Origin of the sequence: Iodobacter fluviatilis, from assembly GCF_004194535.1 — a bacterium.
Taxonomy (GTDB): Bacteria; Pseudomonadota; Gammaproteobacteria; order Burkholderiales; family Chitinibacteraceae; genus Iodobacter; species Iodobacter fluviatilis_A.
The window spans coordinates 1,632,870-1,654,564 of sequence record NZ_CP025781.1 but is presented as its reverse complement, the minus strand read 5'-3'; the positions used below and the strand labels follow the sequence as shown (position 1 = coordinate 1,654,564).

General features: G+C 49.7%; 16 protein-coding genes, 4 tRNA genes and 1 pseudogene. 8 read left to right on the top strand and 13 right to left on the bottom strand.

The annotated features are described in order from the left end of the window. Nucleotides 1–94: 94 nt before the first annotated feature. From C1H71_RS07405 to C1H71_RS07370, 8 genes are all read left to right on the top strand, one after another. Nucleotides 95–170, top strand: a tRNA-Met gene (locus C1H71_RS07405). Nucleotides 171–703: 533 nt separating this feature from the next. Continuing rightward, a tRNA-Met gene (locus C1H71_RS07400) sits at nucleotides 704–779 on the top strand. Nucleotides 780–806: 27 nt separating this feature from the next. Beyond that, nucleotides 807–882: transfer RNA gene (locus C1H71_RS07395), tRNA-Met, on the top strand. 27 nt (nucleotides 883–909) lie between these two features. Next, a tRNA-Met gene (locus tag C1H71_RS07390) sits at nucleotides 910–985 on the top strand. 110 nt (nucleotides 986–1,095) lie between these two features. After that, nucleotides 1,096–2,481, top strand: a complete 1,386-nt coding sequence (locus C1H71_RS07385; RefSeq protein ID WP_130105973.1) for an alpha/beta hydrolase — start codon at nucleotides 1,096–1,098, stop codon at nucleotides 2,479–2,481. A 200-nt stretch (nucleotides 2,482–2,681) separates the two neighbouring features. Beyond that, nucleotides 2,682–3,440 carry an ABC transporter ATP-binding protein gene (locus tag C1H71_RS07380; RefSeq protein WP_130105972.1) on the top strand — a complete coding sequence of 253 codons (759 nt, stop codon included), beginning with the start codon at nucleotides 2,682–2,684 and terminating at the stop codon, nucleotides 3,438–3,440. A 174-nt stretch (nucleotides 3,441–3,614) separates the two neighbouring features. After that, entirely contained in the window at nucleotides 3,615–4,778 is a 1,164-nt protein-coding gene (locus tag C1H71_RS07375; protein WP_130105971.1) for an ABC transporter permease, read from the top strand. 166 nt (nucleotides 4,779–4,944) lie between these two features. After that, nucleotides 4,945–6,096: an acyltransferase family protein gene (locus C1H71_RS07370; protein WP_130105970.1), complete on the top strand. Its 1,152-nt coding sequence runs from the start codon at nucleotides 4,945–4,947 to the stop codon at nucleotides 6,094–6,096. Nucleotides 6,097–6,435: 339 nt separating this feature from the next. Here C1H71_RS07370 and C1H71_RS07365 read toward each other — a convergent pair whose 3' ends face one another. From C1H71_RS07365 to C1H71_RS07305, 13 genes and pseudogenes are all read right to left on the bottom strand, one after another. Continuing rightward, the gene (locus tag C1H71_RS07365) at nucleotides 6,436–6,627 is read right to left on the bottom strand and encodes a hypothetical protein (RefSeq protein WP_130105969.1); all 192 of its coding nucleotides are present in this window, start codon (nucleotides 6,625–6,627) and stop codon (nucleotides 6,436–6,438) included. After that, on the bottom strand, nucleotides 6,627–7,541 hold the full coding sequence (gene lpxC, locus C1H71_RS07360) for a UDP-3-O-acyl-N-acetylglucosamine deacetylase (RefSeq protein ID WP_130105968.1): 915 nt from the start codon (nucleotides 7,539–7,541) through the stop codon (nucleotides 6,627–6,629). The genes C1H71_RS07365 and lpxC overlap by 1 nt, the downstream gene beginning before the upstream one ends. A gap of 131 nt (nucleotides 7,542–7,672) precedes the next feature. After that, nucleotides 7,673–8,848, bottom strand: coding sequence for a cell division protein FtsZ (gene ftsZ, locus C1H71_RS07355; RefSeq protein WP_130105967.1), 1,176 nt, complete (start codon nucleotides 8,846–8,848; stop codon nucleotides 7,673–7,675). A gap of 74 nt (nucleotides 8,849–8,922) precedes the next feature. After that, nucleotides 8,923–10,155, bottom strand: a complete 1,233-nt coding sequence (gene ftsA, locus C1H71_RS07350) for a cell division protein FtsA (protein ID WP_130105966.1) — start codon at nucleotides 10,153–10,155, stop codon at nucleotides 8,923–8,925. A 173-nt stretch (nucleotides 10,156–10,328) separates the two neighbouring features. Next, nucleotides 10,329–11,078 carry a cell division protein FtsQ/DivIB gene (locus C1H71_RS07345; RefSeq protein ID WP_130105965.1) on the bottom strand — a complete coding sequence of 250 codons (750 nt, stop codon included), beginning with the start codon at nucleotides 11,076–11,078 and terminating at the stop codon, nucleotides 10,329–10,331. Nucleotides 11,079–11,141: 63 nt separating this feature from the next. Next, nucleotides 11,142–12,049 (bottom strand): annotated as a pseudogene (locus tag C1H71_RS07340) (D-alanine--D-alanine ligase). A gap of 199 nt (nucleotides 12,050–12,248) precedes the next feature. Next, nucleotides 12,249–13,637, bottom strand: a complete 1,389-nt coding sequence (gene murC, locus C1H71_RS07335) for a UDP-N-acetylmuramate--L-alanine ligase (protein WP_130108157.1) — start codon at nucleotides 13,635–13,637, stop codon at nucleotides 12,249–12,251. A 7-nt stretch (nucleotides 13,638–13,644) separates the two neighbouring features. Beyond that, on the bottom strand, nucleotides 13,645–14,712 hold the full coding sequence (gene murG, locus C1H71_RS07330; RefSeq protein WP_223146010.1) for an undecaprenyldiphospho-muramoylpentapeptide beta-N-acetylglucosaminyltransferase: 1,068 nt from the start codon (nucleotides 14,710–14,712) through the stop codon (nucleotides 13,645–13,647). Further along, a complete protein-coding gene (gene ftsW, locus C1H71_RS07325) occupies nucleotides 14,709–15,896 on the bottom strand; it encodes a putative lipid II flippase FtsW (protein WP_130105964.1) in 1,188 nt (395 codons plus the stop codon). Before ftsW ends, murG begins: the two co-directional genes overlap by 4 nt. A gap of 320 nt (nucleotides 15,897–16,216) precedes the next feature. Beyond that, nucleotides 16,217–17,593 (bottom strand): UDP-N-acetylmuramoyl-L-alanine--D-glutamate ligase, encoded by a 1,377-nt coding sequence (murD, locus tag C1H71_RS07320; RefSeq protein ID WP_130105963.1) that lies wholly within the window; start codon nucleotides 17,591–17,593, stop codon nucleotides 16,217–16,219. Nucleotides 17,594–17,739: 146 nt separating this feature from the next. Beyond that, nucleotides 17,740–18,828 carry a phospho-N-acetylmuramoyl-pentapeptide-transferase gene (mraY, locus tag C1H71_RS07315; RefSeq protein ID WP_130105962.1) on the bottom strand — a complete coding sequence of 363 codons (1,089 nt, stop codon included), beginning with the start codon at nucleotides 18,826–18,828 and terminating at the stop codon, nucleotides 17,740–17,742. Continuing rightward, nucleotides 18,829–20,193: a UDP-N-acetylmuramoyl-tripeptide--D-alanyl-D-alanine ligase gene (locus C1H71_RS07310; RefSeq protein WP_130105961.1), complete on the bottom strand. Its 1,365-nt coding sequence runs from the start codon at nucleotides 20,191–20,193 to the stop codon at nucleotides 18,829–18,831. It lies immediately after the preceding gene. Then, nucleotides 20,193–21,674: a UDP-N-acetylmuramoyl-L-alanyl-D-glutamate--2,6-diaminopimelate ligase gene (locus C1H71_RS07305; RefSeq protein WP_130105960.1), complete on the bottom strand. Its 1,482-nt coding sequence runs from the start codon at nucleotides 21,672–21,674 to the stop codon at nucleotides 20,193–20,195. Before C1H71_RS07305 ends, C1H71_RS07310 begins: the two co-directional genes overlap by 1 nt. Nucleotides 21,675–21,695 lie beyond the last annotated feature (21 nt).

Here is a 21,695-nt window from a genome sequence, read left to right as displayed (position 1 = left end):
AGGGTTTAATAGATTTTATTTATGAGTAAATCATTTTTAGTATGTCTTTTGTATTGACTCCGAGCTTAAGCTCTTGTACAGTTCGGCCCTCTGTCGCGGGGTGGAGCAGTTGGCAGCTCGTCGGGCTCATAACCCGAAGGTCACAGGTTCGAGTCCTGTCCCCGCAACCAAGAATTATAAAAGCCGCTGTTCAAATGAACAGCGGCTTTTTCATATGCTTTTTTTGTGGGGCTGGATTTTTATCGCCACATATTACTGATTCAATGCAATATAAAAATGCCAATTATGCAGCGTTCTCAAATTGGAGCTTATCCAGCAACCTAGCGATGTCGGTAGAGAATATCTTGCAACTTGCAAGTTGTGGGTATGACGGATCGAGCACTTTATGATGTAAAAAATCCACAAGCCGCATCTAATCGCCGTATCGAGCTATTAGTACTCACGGGAAGACCAAGCTCAAAAATGGGCTAAACCCGAAGGGCTGAGCCGGAAAATGGCCATTCACTGCGTGATGCTCCTCGGCAATAACCCGTTATTGCCTTCGTCACATGCCTTGTGTCTGGCCGTTTTCCGGCTCAGCGCAATGGCGAATGAACCGTCAACAGACCCTAGATAGGTGCGAGGCATGGCATGTTTCTTGCGGTAATTTTGGAATTAGCATTGACGCTAGCCGCTACACAGGCTATAGTCCGCCTCTCTCTGTCGCGGGGTGGAGCAGTTGGCAGCTCGTCGGGCTCATAACCCGAAGGTCACAGGTTCGAGTCCTGTCCCCGCAACCAGCGATGTAATATAAGCAAGACACCCGTCGCGGGGTGGAGCAGTTGGCAGCTCGTCGGGCTCATAACCCGAAGGTCACAGGTTCGAGTCCTGTCCCCGCAACCAGTGATGCAATATAGACAAGACACCCGTCGCGGGGTGGAGCAGTTGGCAGCTCGTCGGGCTCATAACCCGAAGGTCACAGGTTCGAGTCCTGTCCCCGCAACCAAGAATACTAAGCCTCTGATCTGTGATCAGGGGCTTTTCAATTTCCGTTCGCCACGTTTTAGGCAAGCCCTAGGTTATACTTGCACCAATCTTATTAATACAAAGATCGCGATGCAAGTATTAATTCTCGCCCTTCTCTTATTCAGCTTTTCTGCGCATGCGGCAACTAAGCCTTGCCGTATTGATGGCTTTGCTAGCGAAGTACAGTGCGGGCAAATTGAACGCCCGCTGAATCCTCTTGATCCTTCTGGTAAAAAAATCCAAATTCACTATATGGTTTTGCAGGCGCAAGACCGTAATAAACTCGCTGATCCCGTGTTTATGCTGGCAGGTGGCCCAGGCCAAAGCGCGATAAATATCGCCAGCTGGGCGGAAGGGCCACTTAATAAACTGCAGCGCCGTCGTGATTTAGTGTTTGTAGATCAGCGCGGTACGGGGCGCTCCGCGCCATTGGAGTGCCCAGAAACTGAGGATTTAAGCAAGATTGCTGATGCTGATTTGGGCATTGCCGCGCTTAAAAGCTGCAAGGCTCAGCTGCAAAAACTCCCCTATGGCGATCTGCGCTTCTTTACCACTAGCATTGCTGTGCAGGATTTAGAAGCGGTACGCAAAAGCGAGGGCTATCCAGCGATTAACCTGCTGGGCGTTTCTTATGGCACACGCGTGGGGCTGGAGTATTTGCGCCAGTATCCACAAGCGGTGCGGCGTGTGGTGCTCGATGGCGTGTTGCCACCTGATTACGCAATATCCGGCAACGATATACAAAAATCACTCGATAGCTTGTTTAGCGATTGCAGTCGCGATGCAGCATGCCAACAAGCCTACCCCAAGCTGGTGCAAAACTGGCGAGAGCTGCTTGCGAGCATGCCCAAAACCACCGTTTTAATGCACCCGCGTTTAAATACCGAGGCTAGCGTAACCATAAGCCGCGATACTGTGTTGGGCATGGTGTCGGCGGTGCTGTATTCACCGGTGAATAGCTCGGGCCTGCCGTTTGCCATTACAGAGGCAAAGGCTGGGCGCTTTAATCCGCTGTTGGCTCTTAGCGGGCAGACTGCTTTGCCCAATGCAGGCAAGATTTTTGTAGGTATGCATTATTCGGTTTGGTGTGCCGAGGAAGCGGGCCGCTTGCCGGTAGTGGATGATGATTTTGGCCGCTTTCGCAGCGAAACCTACCGCAAAGTCTGCGGTGTTTGGCCGCGCGGCACTGTGCCTGCGGTTTTCTATACCCTGCCTAAAAGCGCTGCACCTGTATTGCTACTGAGCGGCGGGCTTGATCCAGTTACGCCGCCTCAGCACGCGACCCACGTCGCTAAAGCGCTGGGAGCCAAGGCTCGGCACGTGGTGCTGGGCAAATCTGGCCACGGCATGTTGATGCAAAGCTGCGTGGATGATCTGGTCTATCGCTTTATAAATGCAGAAGACGCGCAAAAAGTAGACCTAAGCTGCGTAAAACCCATCCCAAGGCCTACGGTATGGGCCTTGCCTAAGGGGTGATTGGCCTAAAAAGATTTGTAGACACAGAGCTAAATAAGCATACAGAGCCACTGAGAAAGGCGGAGTAAAACCAAGCCCGCAGCACTTATCCGGCATGGTTTTAGATTCATTTATCTCGAAGTTTCTTCTCGTTTTTGCCCTTCTCCGTGTTCTCTGTGTCTACAGAACTGATGTTTTTAGAAGTCTTTTAAAGGCAGTTTATGATTATTGTCGAGCAATTATCTAAGCAATTTGTTCGTGAGGCCGCTTGGCCGCGTCGTTCTAAAAGCGTGGTTCAGGCGGTGAAGGATATTCACTTTAGCGCAGCAGATGGCGTGGTGACGGGCTTGTTGGGTGCGAATGGCGCAGGTAAGACCACCACTTTGCGCATGATTGCCGCCTTACTGCCTGCGGATTCCGGACGGGTGTTGGTCGATGGTGTGCAGGTGGAGGCAGGTAAGCAGGCCACGCAAGCGCGGATGGGGGTGTTGTCCGATGCGAGGGGCTTGTACCCAAGGCTGAGCGCTCGTGAAAATATTGCTTACTACGGCGTGCTGCACGGCATGAGTAGGGATGAGGCCAACGAGCGTGCCACGGCACTGGCCGATGCGCTGGATATGCGCGCCTTGATGGAGCGGCGCTGCGAAGGTTTTAGTCAGGGCGAGAAAATGAAAACGGCACTGGCAAGGGCGCTGGTACATGATCCGCAGAATATTATTCTGGACGAGCCCACAAATGGCCTTGATGTGTTGGCAACAAGAGCGCTGCGCGAGTTTCTGGCATGGCTAAAATCGCCAGCTGGCGGCAGTAAATGCATTCTGTTCTCGACTCATATCATGCAAGAAGTAGAGCGGCTTTGTGATCATGTAGTGATCGTTGCAGGCGGTGAAACCGTCGCACAGGGTACGGTAGCTGAGCTATTAAATCAGGCCGCAGAAAACAATTTTGAAGACGCGTTTGTGAAACTGGCCTTTGCTTGAAATATTCAAAAATGGTGATTACTCAAGTGCACGAACAAAACCTAAATCTTGAACCACAGAGAGCACGGAGTACCACGGATAAAATCATTCTATATGTTGGTTTACTCCGTGTTCTCCCAAACTCCGTAGTTTAAGACTTGGGTTTTAAATACATAATAAACTGGAAATGAGCGCATGATGATTTGGGAAATATTTAAAAAAGAATGGGTTGATTCATTAAGAGACAAGCGCACGATGCTGGTGGTGATTTTGTCTTCTTTAATGGGCATGCCCTTCTTTTTATTTATCAGCTCTGAAGCTTATTCCAGAATGGATGAGCAAAATGAGAAACGCTTTATTCGCGTACTAGGCGCTGATTACGCGCCGGAGTTGGTGAATTATATTCAGCGCCAAGGCTTTGAAATTAAACCCGCCTCAGCTGATTACGCCCAAAAACTGCATAGCAAGGAATACTCCGAGCCAGTGTTGTTTTTATCTAAAGACTTTGCCAGCCAGTTTGCCCAAGGCATTGCACCAAAGGTAGAAATTATCAGCGACCTAGCCAATAAAGATTCCCAAATGGGAGTGCGGCCGGTGAAACTATTATTGCAGGGCTTTATGCAAGAAAGGGCGGGATTAAATCTGGCATTGCGCGGTGTTTCGGCAGAAGTGCTGGCGGTATTAAAAGTAGAAGAGCGCCATTTAAGCCGAGCACAAAATCAACAGAGTGCGGGCTTAAAAGAAATGCTGCCCTTTATGTTTATTATGACGCTATTAGGCGTGGGCATGTATGCGGCGATTGATACTTCGGCAGGGGAGCGCGAACGTGGCTCACTAGAGCCCTTAATGATGAATCCGGTATCGAGCTGGCATTTTGCTCTGGGCAAATGGGCGGCGGTGGGAACGCTCACGGTTTGTGTATTGTTTTTTAATGTGATGAGTATTTTCCCCTCGCTATTTTTAATTAAAAACGAAGTATTAAAAATCGCTTTTCAATTCTCAATCAAAGACGCTTTTGTATTTTTGGCCGTGCTATGCCCGCTGGCGCTAGCCATTGCCGCCCTGCAAATCGCCGTGGCGATTAATGGTAAAAGCCATAAGGAAGCGCAGGCCAGAAACTCGATGTTGATGCTGCTTGCTCCCCTCGCCCTAGTGATCGGCATGTTAAAACAGGGAGCTGATCCAGTCTGGTTTTCTTGGACGCCGCTCTTGGCGCAAAACCAGCTGATTATCAAAATACTGAATGGCGAAACCTTGAGCCTTGCAGAAGTGCTGATCCCCATCTTGGTTTGCGTGGTGATTTTGCTGGCAAGCCTGAGCTACACCGCGCAGAAAATGCGGCGGGTGGTGATGATTTGATTGTTCTGAGTATTCTAGATATTGATGTGAGACATGATTTTCTATTCTCATTCAATACTAAATTATTATATTATGTGTTTCTTATTTGTTATTTTATTTGGCAATAAAAATTAATTATTAATTATGTATACTGCGGAAATTCCATTTGTTTTGTCGGAGCGGTGTAATGAATTTAAATATGAAGTCTTTTATTAATTTGTCGCGCTGGTTGGCTGCTTTTTTGGTTTTAATTAGCCACGTCAGGCATTTGGTTTTGGTTGATTATAAAAATGTAGTCAATAAGGGTTTTTTTAGTAAAGGTGTATATTTTTTAACGGGTTTTGGCCATGAAGCCGTTGTTGTTTTTTTTGTGATTAGCGGTTTTTTAGTCGGCGGAATTACGTTAGATCGCTGGGTAAGTAAAGGGCCGGATATTCATGGTTATGTTGCTGCGCGGATAAGTAGAATTTATACAGTTTTAATCCCCGCGCTATTTATTGGTCTTTTTTTCGACACTGCTGGCTTGAATTTTTTTAATGCAAGTGAGCTGTATACTAATTCTTCACAGTACCAAACTATTTCTTTAAATTCTATCATTGCTTCTGCAACAAGTATTCCAACTTTTTTTGGTAATTTGCTCATGCTTCAAGGTGTATTAACAGGCAATTTTGGAAGCAATGGGGCACTCTGGAGCTTGGCTTATGAGTGGTGGTATTATTGTATTTTTGCATTAATTGGATTTGCATTTTGTAATGAAGGAAATAAACGTTTTTTATGTATCGCTTTGGCTTTGGTAATCTCTGTTTTACTGCCTAATAAAATAATTTTGTGGGGTGCTGTGTGGCTACTGGGTGTTTTTGCATATAAATGGTTCTCCTCAAACAAATGGAAAATTAATCCACTATTGGGGTTCTCCGTTTTTTTTATTTTGATGATTGCCTCAAGGCTTAGCCATAATCAAGATAATGTAGAAAATCATGAGTTTTTACTTCAAGAATTTTTAAGAGATTTTACTCTTGGGGTTGCTTATGTTATTGCCCTAGTTAGCTCTTCTCAATTTTCAATTTATTCCGTATTCTCAAAGTTAAGTGAGCGGCTTGCTGATTTTTCTTTTTCTACTTATTTGTTCCATTTTCCTTTAATGGTTTTTTTTGTTGCTGTGGGTTATCAGATTTTTGGTTTGCAATTTCAAGTTCAGCCTGATTGGTATGGTTTTTCATATGCACTAACGTTAGTTGGTTTGTTGTATTTTTCTTGTTTTATTTTTTCACTTTTAACTGAAAAATGGACTTCTTCAATCAGAGAGCGTCTTCAGAGATTCATAGTGGGCAGGGCATAAATGTAAGGGAAAGAGTTCTTTTGGATATAAACGGGATTGATGTTATTTATTTAGCATCTAACCCGTTTGCTAATATTGGTGCTTTTTAGTTGGTATGCTGGTGCAGTTAACAGCTACAGGCTTTGCAGTAATCGATCAAGCCGTCCCGCTCACGTTGTCAACGAGCACGCCAGAAGCGCTGCTGCTTGGAGTCGGATACGAGGAGGGCGCTGGAGGGAAATGCTATGGGGCATAGGGAACCTTGCCGGCCCCCTGTGTCAGGATAGTTGAGATACTCCCTTTTCAGGGATTCCACCTTACTTAGGGGCGGGTTAATAAATCAAACTTGTCCAACAATCTTCAGCTCAACCCGCCCCCTAGCCGCTCTATCACCAGTCCTACAAAAAAGATCACCAGCAAACCCAGCGTGGAATACAGAATCCATTTTATGATGCGTAGCCAGCTTGGGTCTTGGCTGCGCTGGTATTTGAACGCACAGTAGGCGATGCCTAGAACGGCTATGACAAATAGCAGGCGTAGCACGATAAACATCAGATTCCTAAGGCCGGTAGATCGTGGAAGGAGCTGGGTACTTTGTCGCGCTCGTTAAAGCTGACAATTTCGTAGTTGCTAGCGTCTTCCAGTAGGGCGCGCAGTAGTTTGTTATTCATGGCGTGGCCGGACTTATAGCCTTCGAAAGCGGCGATAAGTGGGCGGCCTAGGATGTATAAATCGCCGATCAGATCGAGTACTTTGTGGCGCACAAATTCGTCTTCAAAGCGCAGGCCGCCATCGTTCAGCACGCGGTATTCGTCGATCACGATGGCGTTATCCATGCTGCCGCCACGGGCTAGGCCATTCATGCGCAGGTATTCTACTTCGTGGATAAAACCAAAGGTGCGGGCGCGGGCGATTTCGCTGACGTAATTGGTGTTAGCAAAGTCAATCTTGATGGTTTGGGCGGATTTTTTGAATGCTGGGTGAGCAAAGTCGATGGTGAGAGCAACTTTATAGCCTTCGTGGGGCAGTAGCCTTACCCATTTATCGCCTTCAATCACTTCTATCGGCTTGAGCACGCGCACAAATTGTTTGGCCGCTTGCTGATCCACAATGCCTGCTGATTGCAGTAAATAAATAAAAGGAGCCGCCGATCCATCCATAATCGGCATTTCCGGGGCGTCGACTTCAACAATCACGTTGTCGATGCCTAGCCCCGCAAATGCCGACATGATGTGCTCAATTGTTCCAACACGTACACCGTCTTTGACGAGCGTGGAGGAGAGCCGCGTGTCATTAACCAGCGCTGGCGTTACTCTGAATGGCGTCGACTCGGGCAAATCGACGCGTTGAAAGACGATCCCGCTATTGATCGGGGCCGGTTTTAAGACGAGGGTGACGCGCTCGCCAGAGTGCAGGCCCACGCCAACGGCGCGGATGGTCGTTTTCAGAGTGCGTTGTTGGAACATATTGGTCTCGTTAATCGGCAGACCGCAATCTTACCAGCACTGGGTTTGTGCTGGTTTTGATCTTTTCAATTGTACTGATAGGCCTTTCCTTCTTAATCTATGCGTGGGCGCGCACGCCCACTCTATTGCCATTAATCTGCCTGACGACGTAAAAACGCTGGAATATCCATATCAACATTCGAGGTGTTGTTACGCGTTGTTGTAGCCACATCCCCGCTGCCGCGTGCGCTACGTGCGCTCGGGCGAAAGCCTGGTGGCAAATCGTATTCGCTCCAATTTGGCTCGCTACTGGAGTGATTGTCGGTACCGGTTTTTAGCTGCGGCGTTGGCACGACAGAAAGCTGTGGCTTACTGGTGTTGCCCATGCCGGTAGCGATAATGGTGATACGAATCTGCTCACCTAAGCTTTCGTCGTAAACCACACCGTGTTTCACCATTGCATCTTCTGCTACGTGTGATTGGATGATTTCACGAGCGCGGGTGATTTCGCTTTTCTTCAAGCTGGCACGGCTGGCGCTGATATTTAGCAGCACACCACGCGCACCCTTGAAGTTAATGTTATCTAGCAATGGGCAGCTGATGGCTTCTTCGGTGGCGCGGATAGAGCGGTTTTCGCCAGCAGCAAAAGCTGAGCCCATCATTGCCATGCCTTTTTCTTGCATCACTGTTTTTACGTCGGCAAAGTCGACGTTGATCAAGCCTGGGTATTGGATGATTTCTACGATAGAGGCTACGGCATTACGCAGTACATCATCGGCAGCACGGAAAGCTTCGTCAACGGTTACGTCTTCGCCTAGTACTTCTTCTAACTTTTGGTTAGATACAATAATCAGCGAATCTACGTGTCGGCTGAGCTCGTCGATCCCCGCTTGGGCCACTTTCTGGCGTGAGCCTTCGTCAAGGCCAGGCTTGGTCACTACGCCAACGGTAAAGATGCCTTTTTCACGGGCAATTTGCGCAATCACCGGGGATGCGCCCGTACCTGTGCCACCACCCATCCCTGCGGTGATAAACAGCAGGTTGGCACCGCTGATGAGCTCGCCAATGCGCTCACGATCCACTTCAGCAGCTTCGCGGGCCACTTCTGGATCGCAGCCTGCGCCAAAGCCCGTGGTGCCCAATTGCACAACATCGGTGGCTTTAGATAATTTAAGCACCTGTGCATCGGTGTTGGCAGCAATAAACTGCACCCCACTTAATGCGTGCTCGATCATATTATTGATGGCGTTGCAGCCTGCGCCGCCTACACCAATCACTTTAATGTTGACGTGATGTGCAACTTCTTGCACTTCGAAAGTTAAAGCCATGTTGCTCTCCTTGCGTTGCCCGATTTAAGCGGCCGTGGTGTTTACCAACAACCGCTGATACTTACCTGAATAGATCAGAATGTGTTTTGAAACCAAGACTTCATACGGCCAAAAATATCCCCCATGGAGCCATCTTTGCCCCGATGTACGGGGTTCTTTTGTAGTTGTTCGCGTGCGATGAGTAATAAACCCACCGCGGTGGAATAACGTGGGTTTTTCACCACTTCGGCTAGGCCACCTACATACTTTGGCGTGCCCATCCGTAGTGGCATATGGAAAATCTCTTCCCCTAGCTCTACCATGCCAGGCATCATGGCTGCCCCACCGGTAATGACGATGCCGCTGGATAGGCGGCCTTCAAAACCAGAGCGGCGTAGTTCTTGTTGAACTAAGCCATATAGCTCTTCAATTCGCGGCTCAATCACTTCCGCCAAGGTATGCCGGCTCATTTGCCGCGCACCGCGCTCACCTACGCCCGGCACTTCAATCATTTGCGCTGGATCGCTCATATGGCGCAGCGCTACGCCATGTTGCAACTTGATGGTCTCGGCTTCAGACGTTGGGGTACGTAGCGCCATGGCGATATCGTTGGTGACTTGGTCGCCAGCAATAGGGATAACGGCGGTATGGCGGATTGCACCGCCAATGAAAATCGCTAAATCGGTGGTGCCGCCACCAATATCAACCAAGCAAACGCCGAGGTCTTTTTCATCTTCGGTGAGCACTGAATAAGCGGAGGCCAAAGGCTGTAATACCACTTCTTCGATTTCTAAGCCGCAGCGACGCACGCACTTGGTGATGTTTTGCACCGCACTCATCGCGCCGCTAACGATATGCACATTCACATGTAAGCGCACACCAGACATTCCTAGCGGCTCTTTAACGCCTTCTTGGCCGTCAATCATGTATTCCTGCGCCAAGATATGCAGTACTTGATGATCGGTTGGGATATTCACCGCGCTAGCGGTTTCAATCACGCGGTCTACATCGGCAGAGGTGACTTCCTTATCCTTGATCGCCACCATGCCATCAGAGTTAATACTCTTGATATGGCTACCCGCTATGCCGGTAATGACTTCGCGAATTTTGCAATCGGCCATCAGCTCAGCTTCACCTAACGCTGATTGGATGGCTGCAACGGTTTTTTCAATGTCGACAACCACGCCACGTTTCAAACCACGCGACGCAGCTGAGCCTAGGCCAACTACATTGAGTGCGCCGTCTTCCTTGATCTCGGCAACCACGGCCACCACTTTGGAGGTGCCGATGTCTAGCCCGACGATGAGGTTTTTGCTATCCCTGGTCATCTGACAACCTTTTTACAATGCTTATTTCTTAAAAAACGGCGCTTTATATAAGCTGATGCCGCTGAATGTTTGGTATTGCTTTATCGTTAGAATATAAAAATTTGTATCGGTGTAGCTTGGGCTTCGTATGTTCAGCGCCAAGCAACAAATTTATATTCATTACAAAAGGCTATTTAGTGCGCTAAAGCGGCCTCTTTTGCATTTTCCGGCTTGGCTGCAGCCGGTTTAAAATTTGGTAAACGTACTGCAAAGCCATTTGGATAGCGCAAATCTACATATTCAAAAGGCTGTTTTAATCTGCCCAATGAGTAAGGGTAAGCGGTTACAAAACGCGCGGTTCTTGCTACTGGCTCGTCTCTACCTACTTCAATGGTGAGCTGATGATCTAGCTCAAATCGCCATGCCCGCCTTGCCGATAGCCAAACGTGAGTGGCTTTTTTCCCGAGTGGCAACAGTGTTTTATGCAGCTCTACAAAGCCGTCAACCATGATTTTTTCTGTGCCATCTGGCCCTTCTAAAGTCGGTAATTGATCATTTGAAGCCGCATCAAAGCGTTCGCCATAGCTATTGAGTAAGCCAACTGAGCCCCAACGGGCCATGGCTTTATGCTCTTCAATATTTACCTCTACTCGATCTGGCCAATGGCGGCGCACCGTTACTTGTCTTACCCAAGGTAGCTTTTCAAAAGCTACGCGGGCTTTATCTAGATCCAGAGTAAAAAATGTTCCTTTTAGCTCGTGTTTAATAACGTATTGCAATTGCTCGCGAGTGACGTGAACTAAATCACCATCAACTTTGATTCGTTTAATCGGAAACAAAGGCGAATGCACAGTCAAAAACAACAAAGCATAAAATAAAAGCAATAAAGCCAGAGCCGTCAGCAAATTGGCAAACCACATTAATAGCTGAGGTTTATCCCACATGGGTTAGCCTCATCGTAATGGCGTTTATTAATCGGCTGAAATGGTTAAATAACATCAAGTTTCTTATTCCAGCGTGCTGTCTAATACTTGCAAAACTAAATCCTCATAGCTCAATCCGGCATCTTTAGCCGCCATAGGAAATAAGCTATGGCTGGTCATTCCCGGCGCGGTATTGGCTTCTAATAGATAGGGATTACCCGCTTCGTCCATTAAGAAATCAATACGTGCCCAGCCGCGGCCGCCAAGGGCCCAAAAGGCTTGCTTGACGTAGCCAGCGATTTTTTCATTGAGTTCAGAGGACAAACCGGCAGGACAGCGATAAACCGTATCATTGCGGATATATTTGGCTTCGTAATCGTAGAATTCAGTAGCAGGCTCAATTTTTACAAACGACAGTACTTGGTCTCCCAGCACCGCTGCGGTGTATTCTCCCCCTCCAATGAACTGTTCTGCAATGACAATCATGTCGTATTTGTAAGCTTCTGCAAACGCAGCGGCAAGATCTCCGGCATTTTTTACTTTACTCACGCCAATGCTAGAGCCTTCACAAGCAGGCTTTACAAATAAGGGTAGGCCTAGCTTGCGCTCAACCGCTGAAAAATCGCTTTCTGGAGTAAGAATTTCAAAAGCAGGAATAGGCAACCCTAGTGCTTGCCAAATCAGCTTGCTGCGCAGCTTATCCATACCTAGTGCTGAGGCCAATACACCACAGCCAGTATATGGCATGCCTATTACATCTAATGCACCTTGCAATGTGCCGTCTTCACCAAATGGGCCGTGTAAAATCAGGAAAGCGCGGTCAAATTTTTCTGTGGTTAATTCTGTCAGCGGTTTTTCAGCGGGATCAAACGCATGCGCATCTACGCCGCGGGATAGTAGAGCACCTAAAACACCTTGGCCGCTCATTAAAGAAACTTCACGCTCTGCGGAAGTCCCCCCATTACCACGGCTACTTTTCCGTATTTATTCATTTTGAAATCCATCTCATTATATTTTCCGCGTGGGCATAAAAACCGTGCCCACACTACAAGTTCTAACCCCAAACCTTGCGCCAAGAAGAAACAGGAGAACCATGGAGAAAGCAAAAAATGGTTAGTCTTTTTTTCTCAGGTTTTAGGCCTCTTCTTTGAAACGCTGTCTCCTCCGTGGTTCAAAATTTAGGTTTTTTATTTAAATTTCCGCAACCTTGCCAGGAACGCCGCCTATCGTGCCTGCGCCCATGGTGATGATCACATCACCGTCTTTGGCTGCGGTCATAATGGCGGTGGGCATGTCTTGGATGTCGGCTACAAATTGCGGCTCTACTTTGCCTACTACGCGTACTGCGCGGGCGAGGCTGCGGCTATCTGCCGCCACAATGGGCGCTTCGCCTGCGGCATAGACTTCGGCTAGCAATAAGCCATCTACCGTGGATAAAACGTGTACGAAATCTTCAAAACAATCGCGGGTGCGGGTGTAGCGGTGCGGCTGGAAAGCCAGTATTAAACGGCGGCCAGGAAACGCGCCTCGCGCAGCGGCAATGGTGGCTGCCATTTCAACTGGGTGGTGGCCGTAATCGTCTATTAACGTAAAGCTGCCGCCGGTTTCTAAGGCGATGTCACCATAACGCTGGAAGCGGCGGCCCACCCCTTGAAAGCCTGCTAGTGCAGATTGAATGGCGGCCTCATCTGCACCCACTTCAATGCTCACTGCAATGGCGGCTAGGGCATTGAGCACATTGTGCATGCCGGGCATATTCAGTGTGATCGGTAGACGGCGCGATTCGCCGTTTTCCCATACCGCATCAAATTGCATCTTGCCATCGAGGGCGACGATATTCTCGGCGCGCAGCATGGCGTCGCTACTGGTGCCATAGCTCGTTATTGGGCTGGTGACCTGCGGTAAAATCTCGCGCACATAGGGGTCGTCAATGCACAGCACTGCGCGGCCATAGAAGGGTAGATGCTGCAAGAAGGTGATAAAGGCTTTCTTTAGATTATTAAAATCGTGGCCATAGGTATCCATATGGTCTTGATCTATATTGGTGACCACCGAGATCACAGGGGTGAGCAGCAGAAAAGATGCATCGCTCTCATCGGCTTCGGCCACTAAAAAGTCGCCATGACCCAAACGAGCATTGCTGCCTGCGGCGTGTAATTTACCGCCAATTACAAACGTAGGATCTAGCCCCGCTGCTTCTAAGATCGAGGCGGTTAGGCTGGTGGTGGTGGTTTTGCCGTGGGTGCCAGCAATAGCGATACCTTGTTTTAAGCGCATCAGCTCGGCTAGCATTTGGGCGCGCGGCACTACGGGGATCTTGCGGCTATGCGCTTCGATCACTTCAGGGTTATCGTCTTTTACCGCGCTAGAAATCACCACCACATCGGCATTGGCAACGTATTCTGCGGAGTGCCCTAAATGAACTTGCGCGCCAGCAGCGGCCAAGCGGTGAGTGGTGGCATTGCTGCCAAGATCAGTACCACTGATCTCAAAATCAAGATTAAGCAGTACCTCAGCGATGCCGCTCATGCCGACTCCGCCTATGCCTACAAAATGGATACGTTTAACTTTATGTTTCATCATGATGTCACTTGGCTAATTCTTCTATTACAGCCACTACACTTAAGGTGGCATCCGGTTTGGCTAGTTTTCTAGCTTGTGTCGCAATGTTTAAGCAGGCTTCGCGGCTGGTCTGCTGAAGTAGAGCTGCAAAAGCGGCTGCGTTAAATTCTGTTTGAGGTAATAAATGGCCTGCGCTGTTTTCGCTTAAATAGCGCGCATTGCCGGTTTGGTGATCGTCTACCGCATGCGGAAAAGGCACGAGTACCGAGGCCACACCCATGCAAGCTAGCTCGGCCACGGTAAGTGCTCCGGCGCGGCACAATACCAAATCGGCATCGCCATAGGCGTTGGCCATATCGCTAATAAACGCTAGGCAATCGGCGCTCACGCCTGCTTTGGCATAGTTGGCGCGCAAAGTTTCAATATGTTTCTCACCCGCTTGATGAATCACCTGTGGACGGTTGGCTTCGGGTAAGAGCGCCAATGCTTTGGGTACTTCTTCGTTAAATACTTGTGCGCCTAAGCTGCCACCAACTACTAACAACTTTAGCGGGCCAGTACGCCCAGCAAACCGTGCTGCTGGGGCAGGCATGGCTTTGATTTCATCCCTAACTGGGTTGCCGATGCAGCCGTCTTGGTTAGGGAACGCGCTTGGAAAAGCAAACAGCACGCGGTTGGCTATTTTTGAAAGCACTTTATTAGTCAGGCCTGCCACAGCGTTTTGTTCATGTATGACCAGCGGCAGCCACATTAGGCGTATGGCTATTCCACCAGGAAAGCCAGTAAACCCACCAAAACCAATGGCTACATCGGGCCTGTGCTCAAAAATCACCTTAAACGCGCAGCAGAGGGCTTTGAGCTGCACCCACGGCTGGCTGAGTTTTTTAAGCAGGCCTTTGCCGCGCACGCCGTCAATTTTTAGCGTGATTAAATCAATGCCATGCTCTGGCACGATGCGGGTTTCCATACGCCCAGCCGCGCCCAGCCAGATAATCTTCCAACCACGCTCTTTTAACTCATTTGCTACCGCTAGGGCGGGGAAAATATGCCCGCCTGTACCGCCAGCCATAACCATAAGGGTGCGTTTACTCATGACCGATACCCTCTAATCAACTGACGACTTTCATAGTCAATCCGCATTAGCACACCCAGTGCAATTAAATTGGCTACGATGCCCGAGCCACCAAACGAGAGCAGTGGCAGGGTTAGTCCCTTGGTGGGCATCAGGCCCATATTTACGCCAATATTGATAAATGCTTGCACACCCATCCAAGTTCCTACGCCTTGCGCGGCTAGCGCTTGCCAGTGGCGCTCTAATTTTGCGGCTTGTACGCCGATCATAAAGGCGCGGAAAATCAAAAATGAAAACAGTAAAATCACAACGGCAACGCCTATAAAGCCAAATTCTTCGGCAATAATCGCCATCAAAAAATCGGTATGTGCCTCGGGTAGGTAGGAGAGTTTTTCTACGCTGGCACCTAGGCCCACGCCGCTCCATTCACCACGGCCAAACGCAATCAATGAGTGACTCAGCTGATAGCCCTTGCCGTAAGGGTCTTTCCACGGGTCTAAAAAGCCTAAAACGCGTTGCATGCGGTAAGGCGAGCTCACTACCAAGCCCACAAAGGCCACACCCAAAAACATAAACAGCCCCGCAAATAGCTTCCAGTTAAATCCGCCTAAAAACAGTGCACCCATAGCAATGGCGGTAATCACGGTAAACGCGCCAAAATCTGGCTCTAATAGCAATAAAGCGCCTACCACCATCATCACCATAAACATCGGTAATAGCACTTTGGTGACGCTTTCTAAAAATGAGCCATTCATATTGATGGCTTTACGTACGGTGTAATCAGCGGCATAGAGCACAACAAACAGCTTCATCAGCTCGGATGGCTGTAAATTAATCACCACTAAAGACAACCAGCGGCGGCTACCGTTTACTTCTTTACCAATATGCGGAACCAGTACCAAGATCAGTAAGACGATGCCAAGCATAAACAGCATCGGCGAGTATTGCTGCCAAGTTTTGGTAGAGATAGAAAACGAAATAAAAGCTGCAGCAATCCCTACGGCCAAGAAAACCACATGGCGGATTAGGAAGTAATTCGAACTAAAGCCGGTGTCTTTATCCACCTCGGCCATCGCAATCGATGAGGAATACACCATCACTAAACCAATGGTCAGCAGCAGGGTAATGCACCAGAACAGCGCCTCATCGTAGGCACTCATACTGGGGCGTAGCCGCTTAATGGCTTGTGAGAATAGCTGGCGCATCAGTCCCCCAAACCTTTAAAGAGGCAAAGCGGATAAGCAGGGATTGGATCCCTACGAAGCATCGTTGGGCGTACCCGAATAGCGGTTTGTGAGAATAGCTGGCGCATCAGTCCCCCAAACCTTTAAAAAGGCAAAGCGGATGAGCAGGGATTGGATCCCTACGAAGCATCGTTGGGCGTACCCGAATAGCGGTTTGTGAGAATAGCTGGCGCATCAGTCCCCCAAACCTTTAAAGAGGCAAAGCGGATTAGCAGGGATTTGATCCCTACGAAGCATCGTTGGGCATAACCGAGTAGCGGTTTGTGAGAATAGTTGACGCATTAGCTTTCTAATCCTTTCACTGCCGCAATAAATACTTCCGCACGGTGATGATAATTGCGGTACATATCTACGCTGGCGCAGGCAGGGGATAGCAGGACTACGTCGCCACTCTCGGCAAAGTTGCTGGCAAACTGCACGGCCATTTCCATGTTGGGCAGTTGCAAGATCGGCAGTAGCTGTTCGTTATCAAAATCTACAAATTGTGATTGGGCTTCATTTAAGGCTTCGGCCAGAATAGAGGCATCACGGCCAATTAAAATCACGGCACGGCAGATGCGCTCGCAAGCGGTTTTCAGTGGGCGGAAATCTTGGCCCTTGCCATCGCCACCGGCAATCAATACCACGGGGCGAGTCATGCCTTTGAGCGCCGCTTCAGTAGCGCCAACATTGGTGCCTTTGGAATCGTCGTAGTAGCTCACGCCGTTAACAGTGGCAACAAACTCAACGCGGTGCGCAAGGCCCGTAAATGATTTCAATGCGGCCAGCATCGGGGCCGTTGCTACGCCAATGGCACGGCACAGTGCGATGGCCGATAAGGCATTTACCGCGTTATGTAAACCTGCTACCGGTAAATTGGCGGCGCTCATCAGCGCTTCATCGCCGTAGCTTAGGGTAAAGTCCTCACCGCTTAAGCCATACTCGGCGGTCTTGGGAGTATCTGCGCCAAACCACACGACTTGGCGATCTGGAAGACTCATTTCACGGCAGAAAGCGTCTTCGCGGTTGAGCACCATGACGCCTGTGCCCGCAAAAATACTGGCCTTGGTGGCGGCGTAATGCGCTAGGTTTTTATAACGATCTAAGTGATCTTCGCTGATATTAAGCACCGCTGCAGCGTGTGCATTCAGTGAGCTAGTGGTTTCTAGCTGAAAGCTTGATAGCTCTAAGACAAACACCTCGGCATCAGGGTGCTGGCTTAGCGCATCCAGCACCGGCAGGCCAATATTGCCTGCCATAACGGTGTTTAAACCCGCCGCACTACACATTGCGCCAACCATACTGGTGACAGTGGATTTACCATTCGAGCCAGTAATCGCAATCACTTTGGCTTTGGAGCCAGCAATGGCTTGAGCAAATAACTCCACATCGCCAAGGGCTGGTACGCCACGGGCGATGGCTGCGGCAATCGCAGGTGTTGCTAGCGGCACGCCTGGGCTAACAATCAGTGCATCGGCATCGGTAAACGTGGTTTCGCTGAACTCGCCTAGGCGCAGCTCAATCTGGCTATGGGCAGAATGCAATTGCTCTAGATTAGGCGGGGTGCTGCGGGTATCGCAGACGGTGACGCGCGCACCTTGAGCTGCCAGCCACTTAGCAGCAGAAAACCCCGATTCGCCTAACCCCACAACGATGCAATGTTTGCCTTGGTAATTCATTTTTTTCTCTTTAATGTCTACAAGCAAAGCTAAAACCCAAATCTTGAACCACAGAGGGCACAGAGAAAACCTTCAGAACGGATAAAGGCAGGTGTGATTCTCTTGCTTTCCTCCGTGGTTCAAGACCTAGCTTTGTCTTTCAATCGTTAACGCAGCTTCAGCGTGGCTAAACCGGCCAATACCAACAGCATGGTGATGATCCAGAAGCGCACAACGACTTGGGTTTCTTTCCAGCCTTTTAATTCGTAATGGTGGTGAATCGGGGCCATTCTAAATACTCGTTTGCCGCGTAGCTTAAAGCTGGCGACTTGAATCATCACGGACAATGCTTCCATCACAAATACACCGCCCATAATCAGCAGTACAATTTCTTGGCGCACAATTACCGCCACAATGCCAAGGCCAGCGCCAAGGGCTAGGGCACCCACATCTCCCATGAAGACTTCGGCTGGGTAGGCGTTAAACCATAAAAATCCTAAGCCCGCTCCAGCCATAGAGGCACAGAAAATCACAAGCTCACCCGCGCCTGGCACAAAGGGCACACCTAGGTATTTGGAAAACACCACATTGCCGGCTACATAAGCAAAGATGCAAAAAGCAAATGAGATCAGCACCGTTGGCATAATGGCTAAGCCATCTAAACCATCGGTTAAGTTCACCGCATTACTGGTGCCAACAATCACAAAGTAAGTCAGGATACAAAAGCCAACCGCGCCAAAGGGGTAGAGGATTTGTTTGAAAAAGGGCACGACAAACCCCGTATTGGCAGGCAGGCTACCGCCGGCATACACCAAAAATACGCCAGCACCAATGGCGATCAAGGATTGCCAGAATAATTTGGCTTTGGCCGACATTCCCTTAGTGTCTTTTAAGGCAATTTTTCGGTAGTCATCTACAAAGCCAATGACACCGGTGGCGAGCGTAACAATCAGTGCTAGCCAAACATATTTATTGCGCAGATCACCCCAGAGCAGAGTGGTAAGGCCAATCGCCAGTAAGATCAGCGTGCCGCCCATAGTAGGAGTGCCCGCTTTAATTAAATGGCTTTGTACACCGTCAGTACGTACCACTTGGCCGACTTTCAAATCGGTGAGCTTTTGAATGACCCAAGGGCCCATCGTCCAAGAGATACCGAGCGCCGTCATGGTCGCCAGCACCGCTCTCAAAGTGATGTAGTTAAAAACGTGAAAGGCGCGAACTGATTCGCCTAGCCATTGAGCTAACAGCAACAACATTTACATCTTCTCCAGATTGTTTATTACTACGCCATCAACGACGCGTTCCATACGCATAAAGCGCGAGCCTTTTACCAAGATCGTGGTGCTTGGGGATAAATCTTTGCGAACGTAGCTGATTAATTCGGCAATATCGCTAAAGTGCTGGCCGTGAGTGCCAAAAGCTTGGCTGGCAAGCTGCATAAGCGAGCCGTGGGTATACAGGCGGGTAATGCCTTTGTGCTGCGCGTAAGTGCCGATCTCTTGATGGCGCTCTGCAACATCGCTTCCTAACTCGCCCATATCGCCCAGAATCAGCAGGGTGTCGCTGCCAAAGCTGGCCAGCACATCAATCGCTGCGCGCATGGATTCTGGGTTTGCGTTGTAAGTATCGTCGAATACTCTTGCGCCATTAAAGGCGGTTTTGCTTTGCAAGCGTCCCTTTGTGCCTTCGTAGCTAGCTAATCCGCTGGCAATGTCCTCTGCGCCTATAGCTAAGGCGTGGCCGACGGCCGCTGCTGCTAAGGCATTGAGTACATTGTGTAAGCCTGGTATTTGTAAATCGACTTGTGCCGAGTCATTGGGCGTGCACAGGGTAAATTGCGCGCCGGTATGGTGAGCGCACAAATTACGCGCGTAGACATCGGCATTTGTGAGGCTAAAGCTAACTTGTGGATGCTCGGCGGCTAGCTCGCGCCATAGCGGAGCGTAATCGTCGTCGGCGTTGATAATGGCGTAGCCACCCGCAACCAAGCCCGCAAAAATCTCACCCTTGGCCTGAGCCACCCCCGCCACGCTGCCGAGCGCTTCTAAATGGCAGCGGCCTGCGTTGGTGATAATGGCGATATCTGGCTTGGCGATATGGGTGAGGTAGCTGATTTCATCAAAATGATTCATGCCCATTTCGGCAACTACATAGCGATGGCTTGCACGTGCCGCCAATAGGGTAAGCGGTAAGCCGATATGGTTGTTTAGATTACCGCGTGTAGCGTGTACAGCGTTTTTACCGCTGTGGCCCAGCACGGCAGAGATCATTTCTTTAACCGTGGTTTTGCCATTGCTGCCGGTTACGCCAATCACAATTTGCCCTGTGGCTGCTTTTAAATGCGCGCGCCAAAAGGTGGCCAGCTGCCCAAGGGCTGCCAGTGTGTCGTCTACTAAAATATGTGGGCCAGCGATGGGCGTATCGACCAAGGCACAGACAGCCCCCGCCGCGATGGCCGCAGTTGCAAAGGCATTGCCATCGAAGCTTTCGCCGCGTAAGGCCACAAATAAATCACCCGCGCGAATATCACGGCTGTCGGTGGTAACGCGCTCAAAGCGGATCTCACCTTCAGCGTGTAAAGCGGCCTTAAGGGCCAGCGCGGTTTCTTGCAAAGACAACATTATTTTTTCTTCCTTGATAGGGCGCGGTTAGCGATCGCCACATCATCAAAGGGATGACGAATTCCTGCGATTTCCTGATAAGTTTCGTGGCCTTTGCCGGCGATCAAAATCACGTCGTTGGCGGTGGCTAAATCAATGGCATCCGCAATGGCCGAAGAGCGATCTGAATCAATGATGTAATTGGCGTGGCCCGTGCCTGGTACACCAGAAACACCACGTACGATGTCTTGAATAATCGCTTGCGGGGTTTCGGTGCGAGGATTATCTGAAGTGATAATGACTGAATCAGCCAAGTGGCAAGCAATCTCGCCCATTAAAGGGCGCTTGCCTTTATCTCTATCGCCGCCGCAGCCAAAGATGCAATACAAGCGGCCATCTTCCTGCATGGATTCGCGTAGCGTAGAGAGGGCTTTTTCGAGTGCATCAGGGGTGTGGGCGTAATCCACCACTGCGAGTGGGCGCTCATCGCCGCCCAACTTTTGCATACGGCCCGCAGCGGGCTGAATCTGCCCAAGAATATTGGCTGCGGTAGCGAGCGGCACGTCGGCGGCCAAGAGTACGGCTAGGCAGGCGAGCAAATTGCTGGCATTGAAACGACCTAACATTGGCGAGCTGATATTGCATAGGCCATAAGGCGTTGCAACTTCTAGCTCTAATCCGCTTAGGCTTAAATTGATTTTGGTGGCGCGAATGCCGCCGTTTTCTAGGCCATAAGTCAGTACGCGCGGCGCTTTGCAGGTGGAGGCTAGCTCGCGCCCAAATGCATCATCTGTGTTGATAACGGCTGTTTTTAAGCCTTCCCACTCAAATAACTTGGCTTTGGCCGCACCATAGCTGCCCATATCGCCGTGGTAATCTAGATGATCACGGGTCAAATTGGTAAATACCGCCACATTAAAAACGGTGCCATGTACGCGTGCTTGGACTAGCCCGTGCGAAGAAACTTCCATGGCAATATGGCTTGCGCCTTCACCTTGCAAGCGCGACAGCCAGCTTTGCAGAGTAACGGGGTCGAGCGTGGTGTGGCTGGAGCTTTCTAATTTATCAATAAAACCGTTGCCCAGCGTGCCAAGCATGGCCGCTTTATTGCCGAGCAGGTTAAAGGCTTGGGTCAGCCAGTGGGCAATCGAGGTTTTGCCATTCGTGCCGGTAATGCCGGTTACAAACATCGCTTGCGATGGATTGCCCAGTAAGTGCGCGGCCACAATGCCTGCTTGCGCACGCAAATCTGCAATGCCAAGGTTGGCTACTTTCCAATCTGGATTCCACTCAAAGCCATCGGTTTCCCATAAGACTGCGGCGGCCCCAGCGGCAATGGCGGCTTCGATATAGCTACGCCCATCAGCCTCTTCACCTTGAAAGGCTAAGAAAACATCCCCGTTTTGCACCCTGCGGCTGTCCACCACGAGGCGTGCCCCTGATGCGATTGCATCAATCGCTGGAAGGTCGAGAGAAGGGAGGTTCCAACTCACAGCTTTCATGTTTCTTCCTTTTTGGTGGTG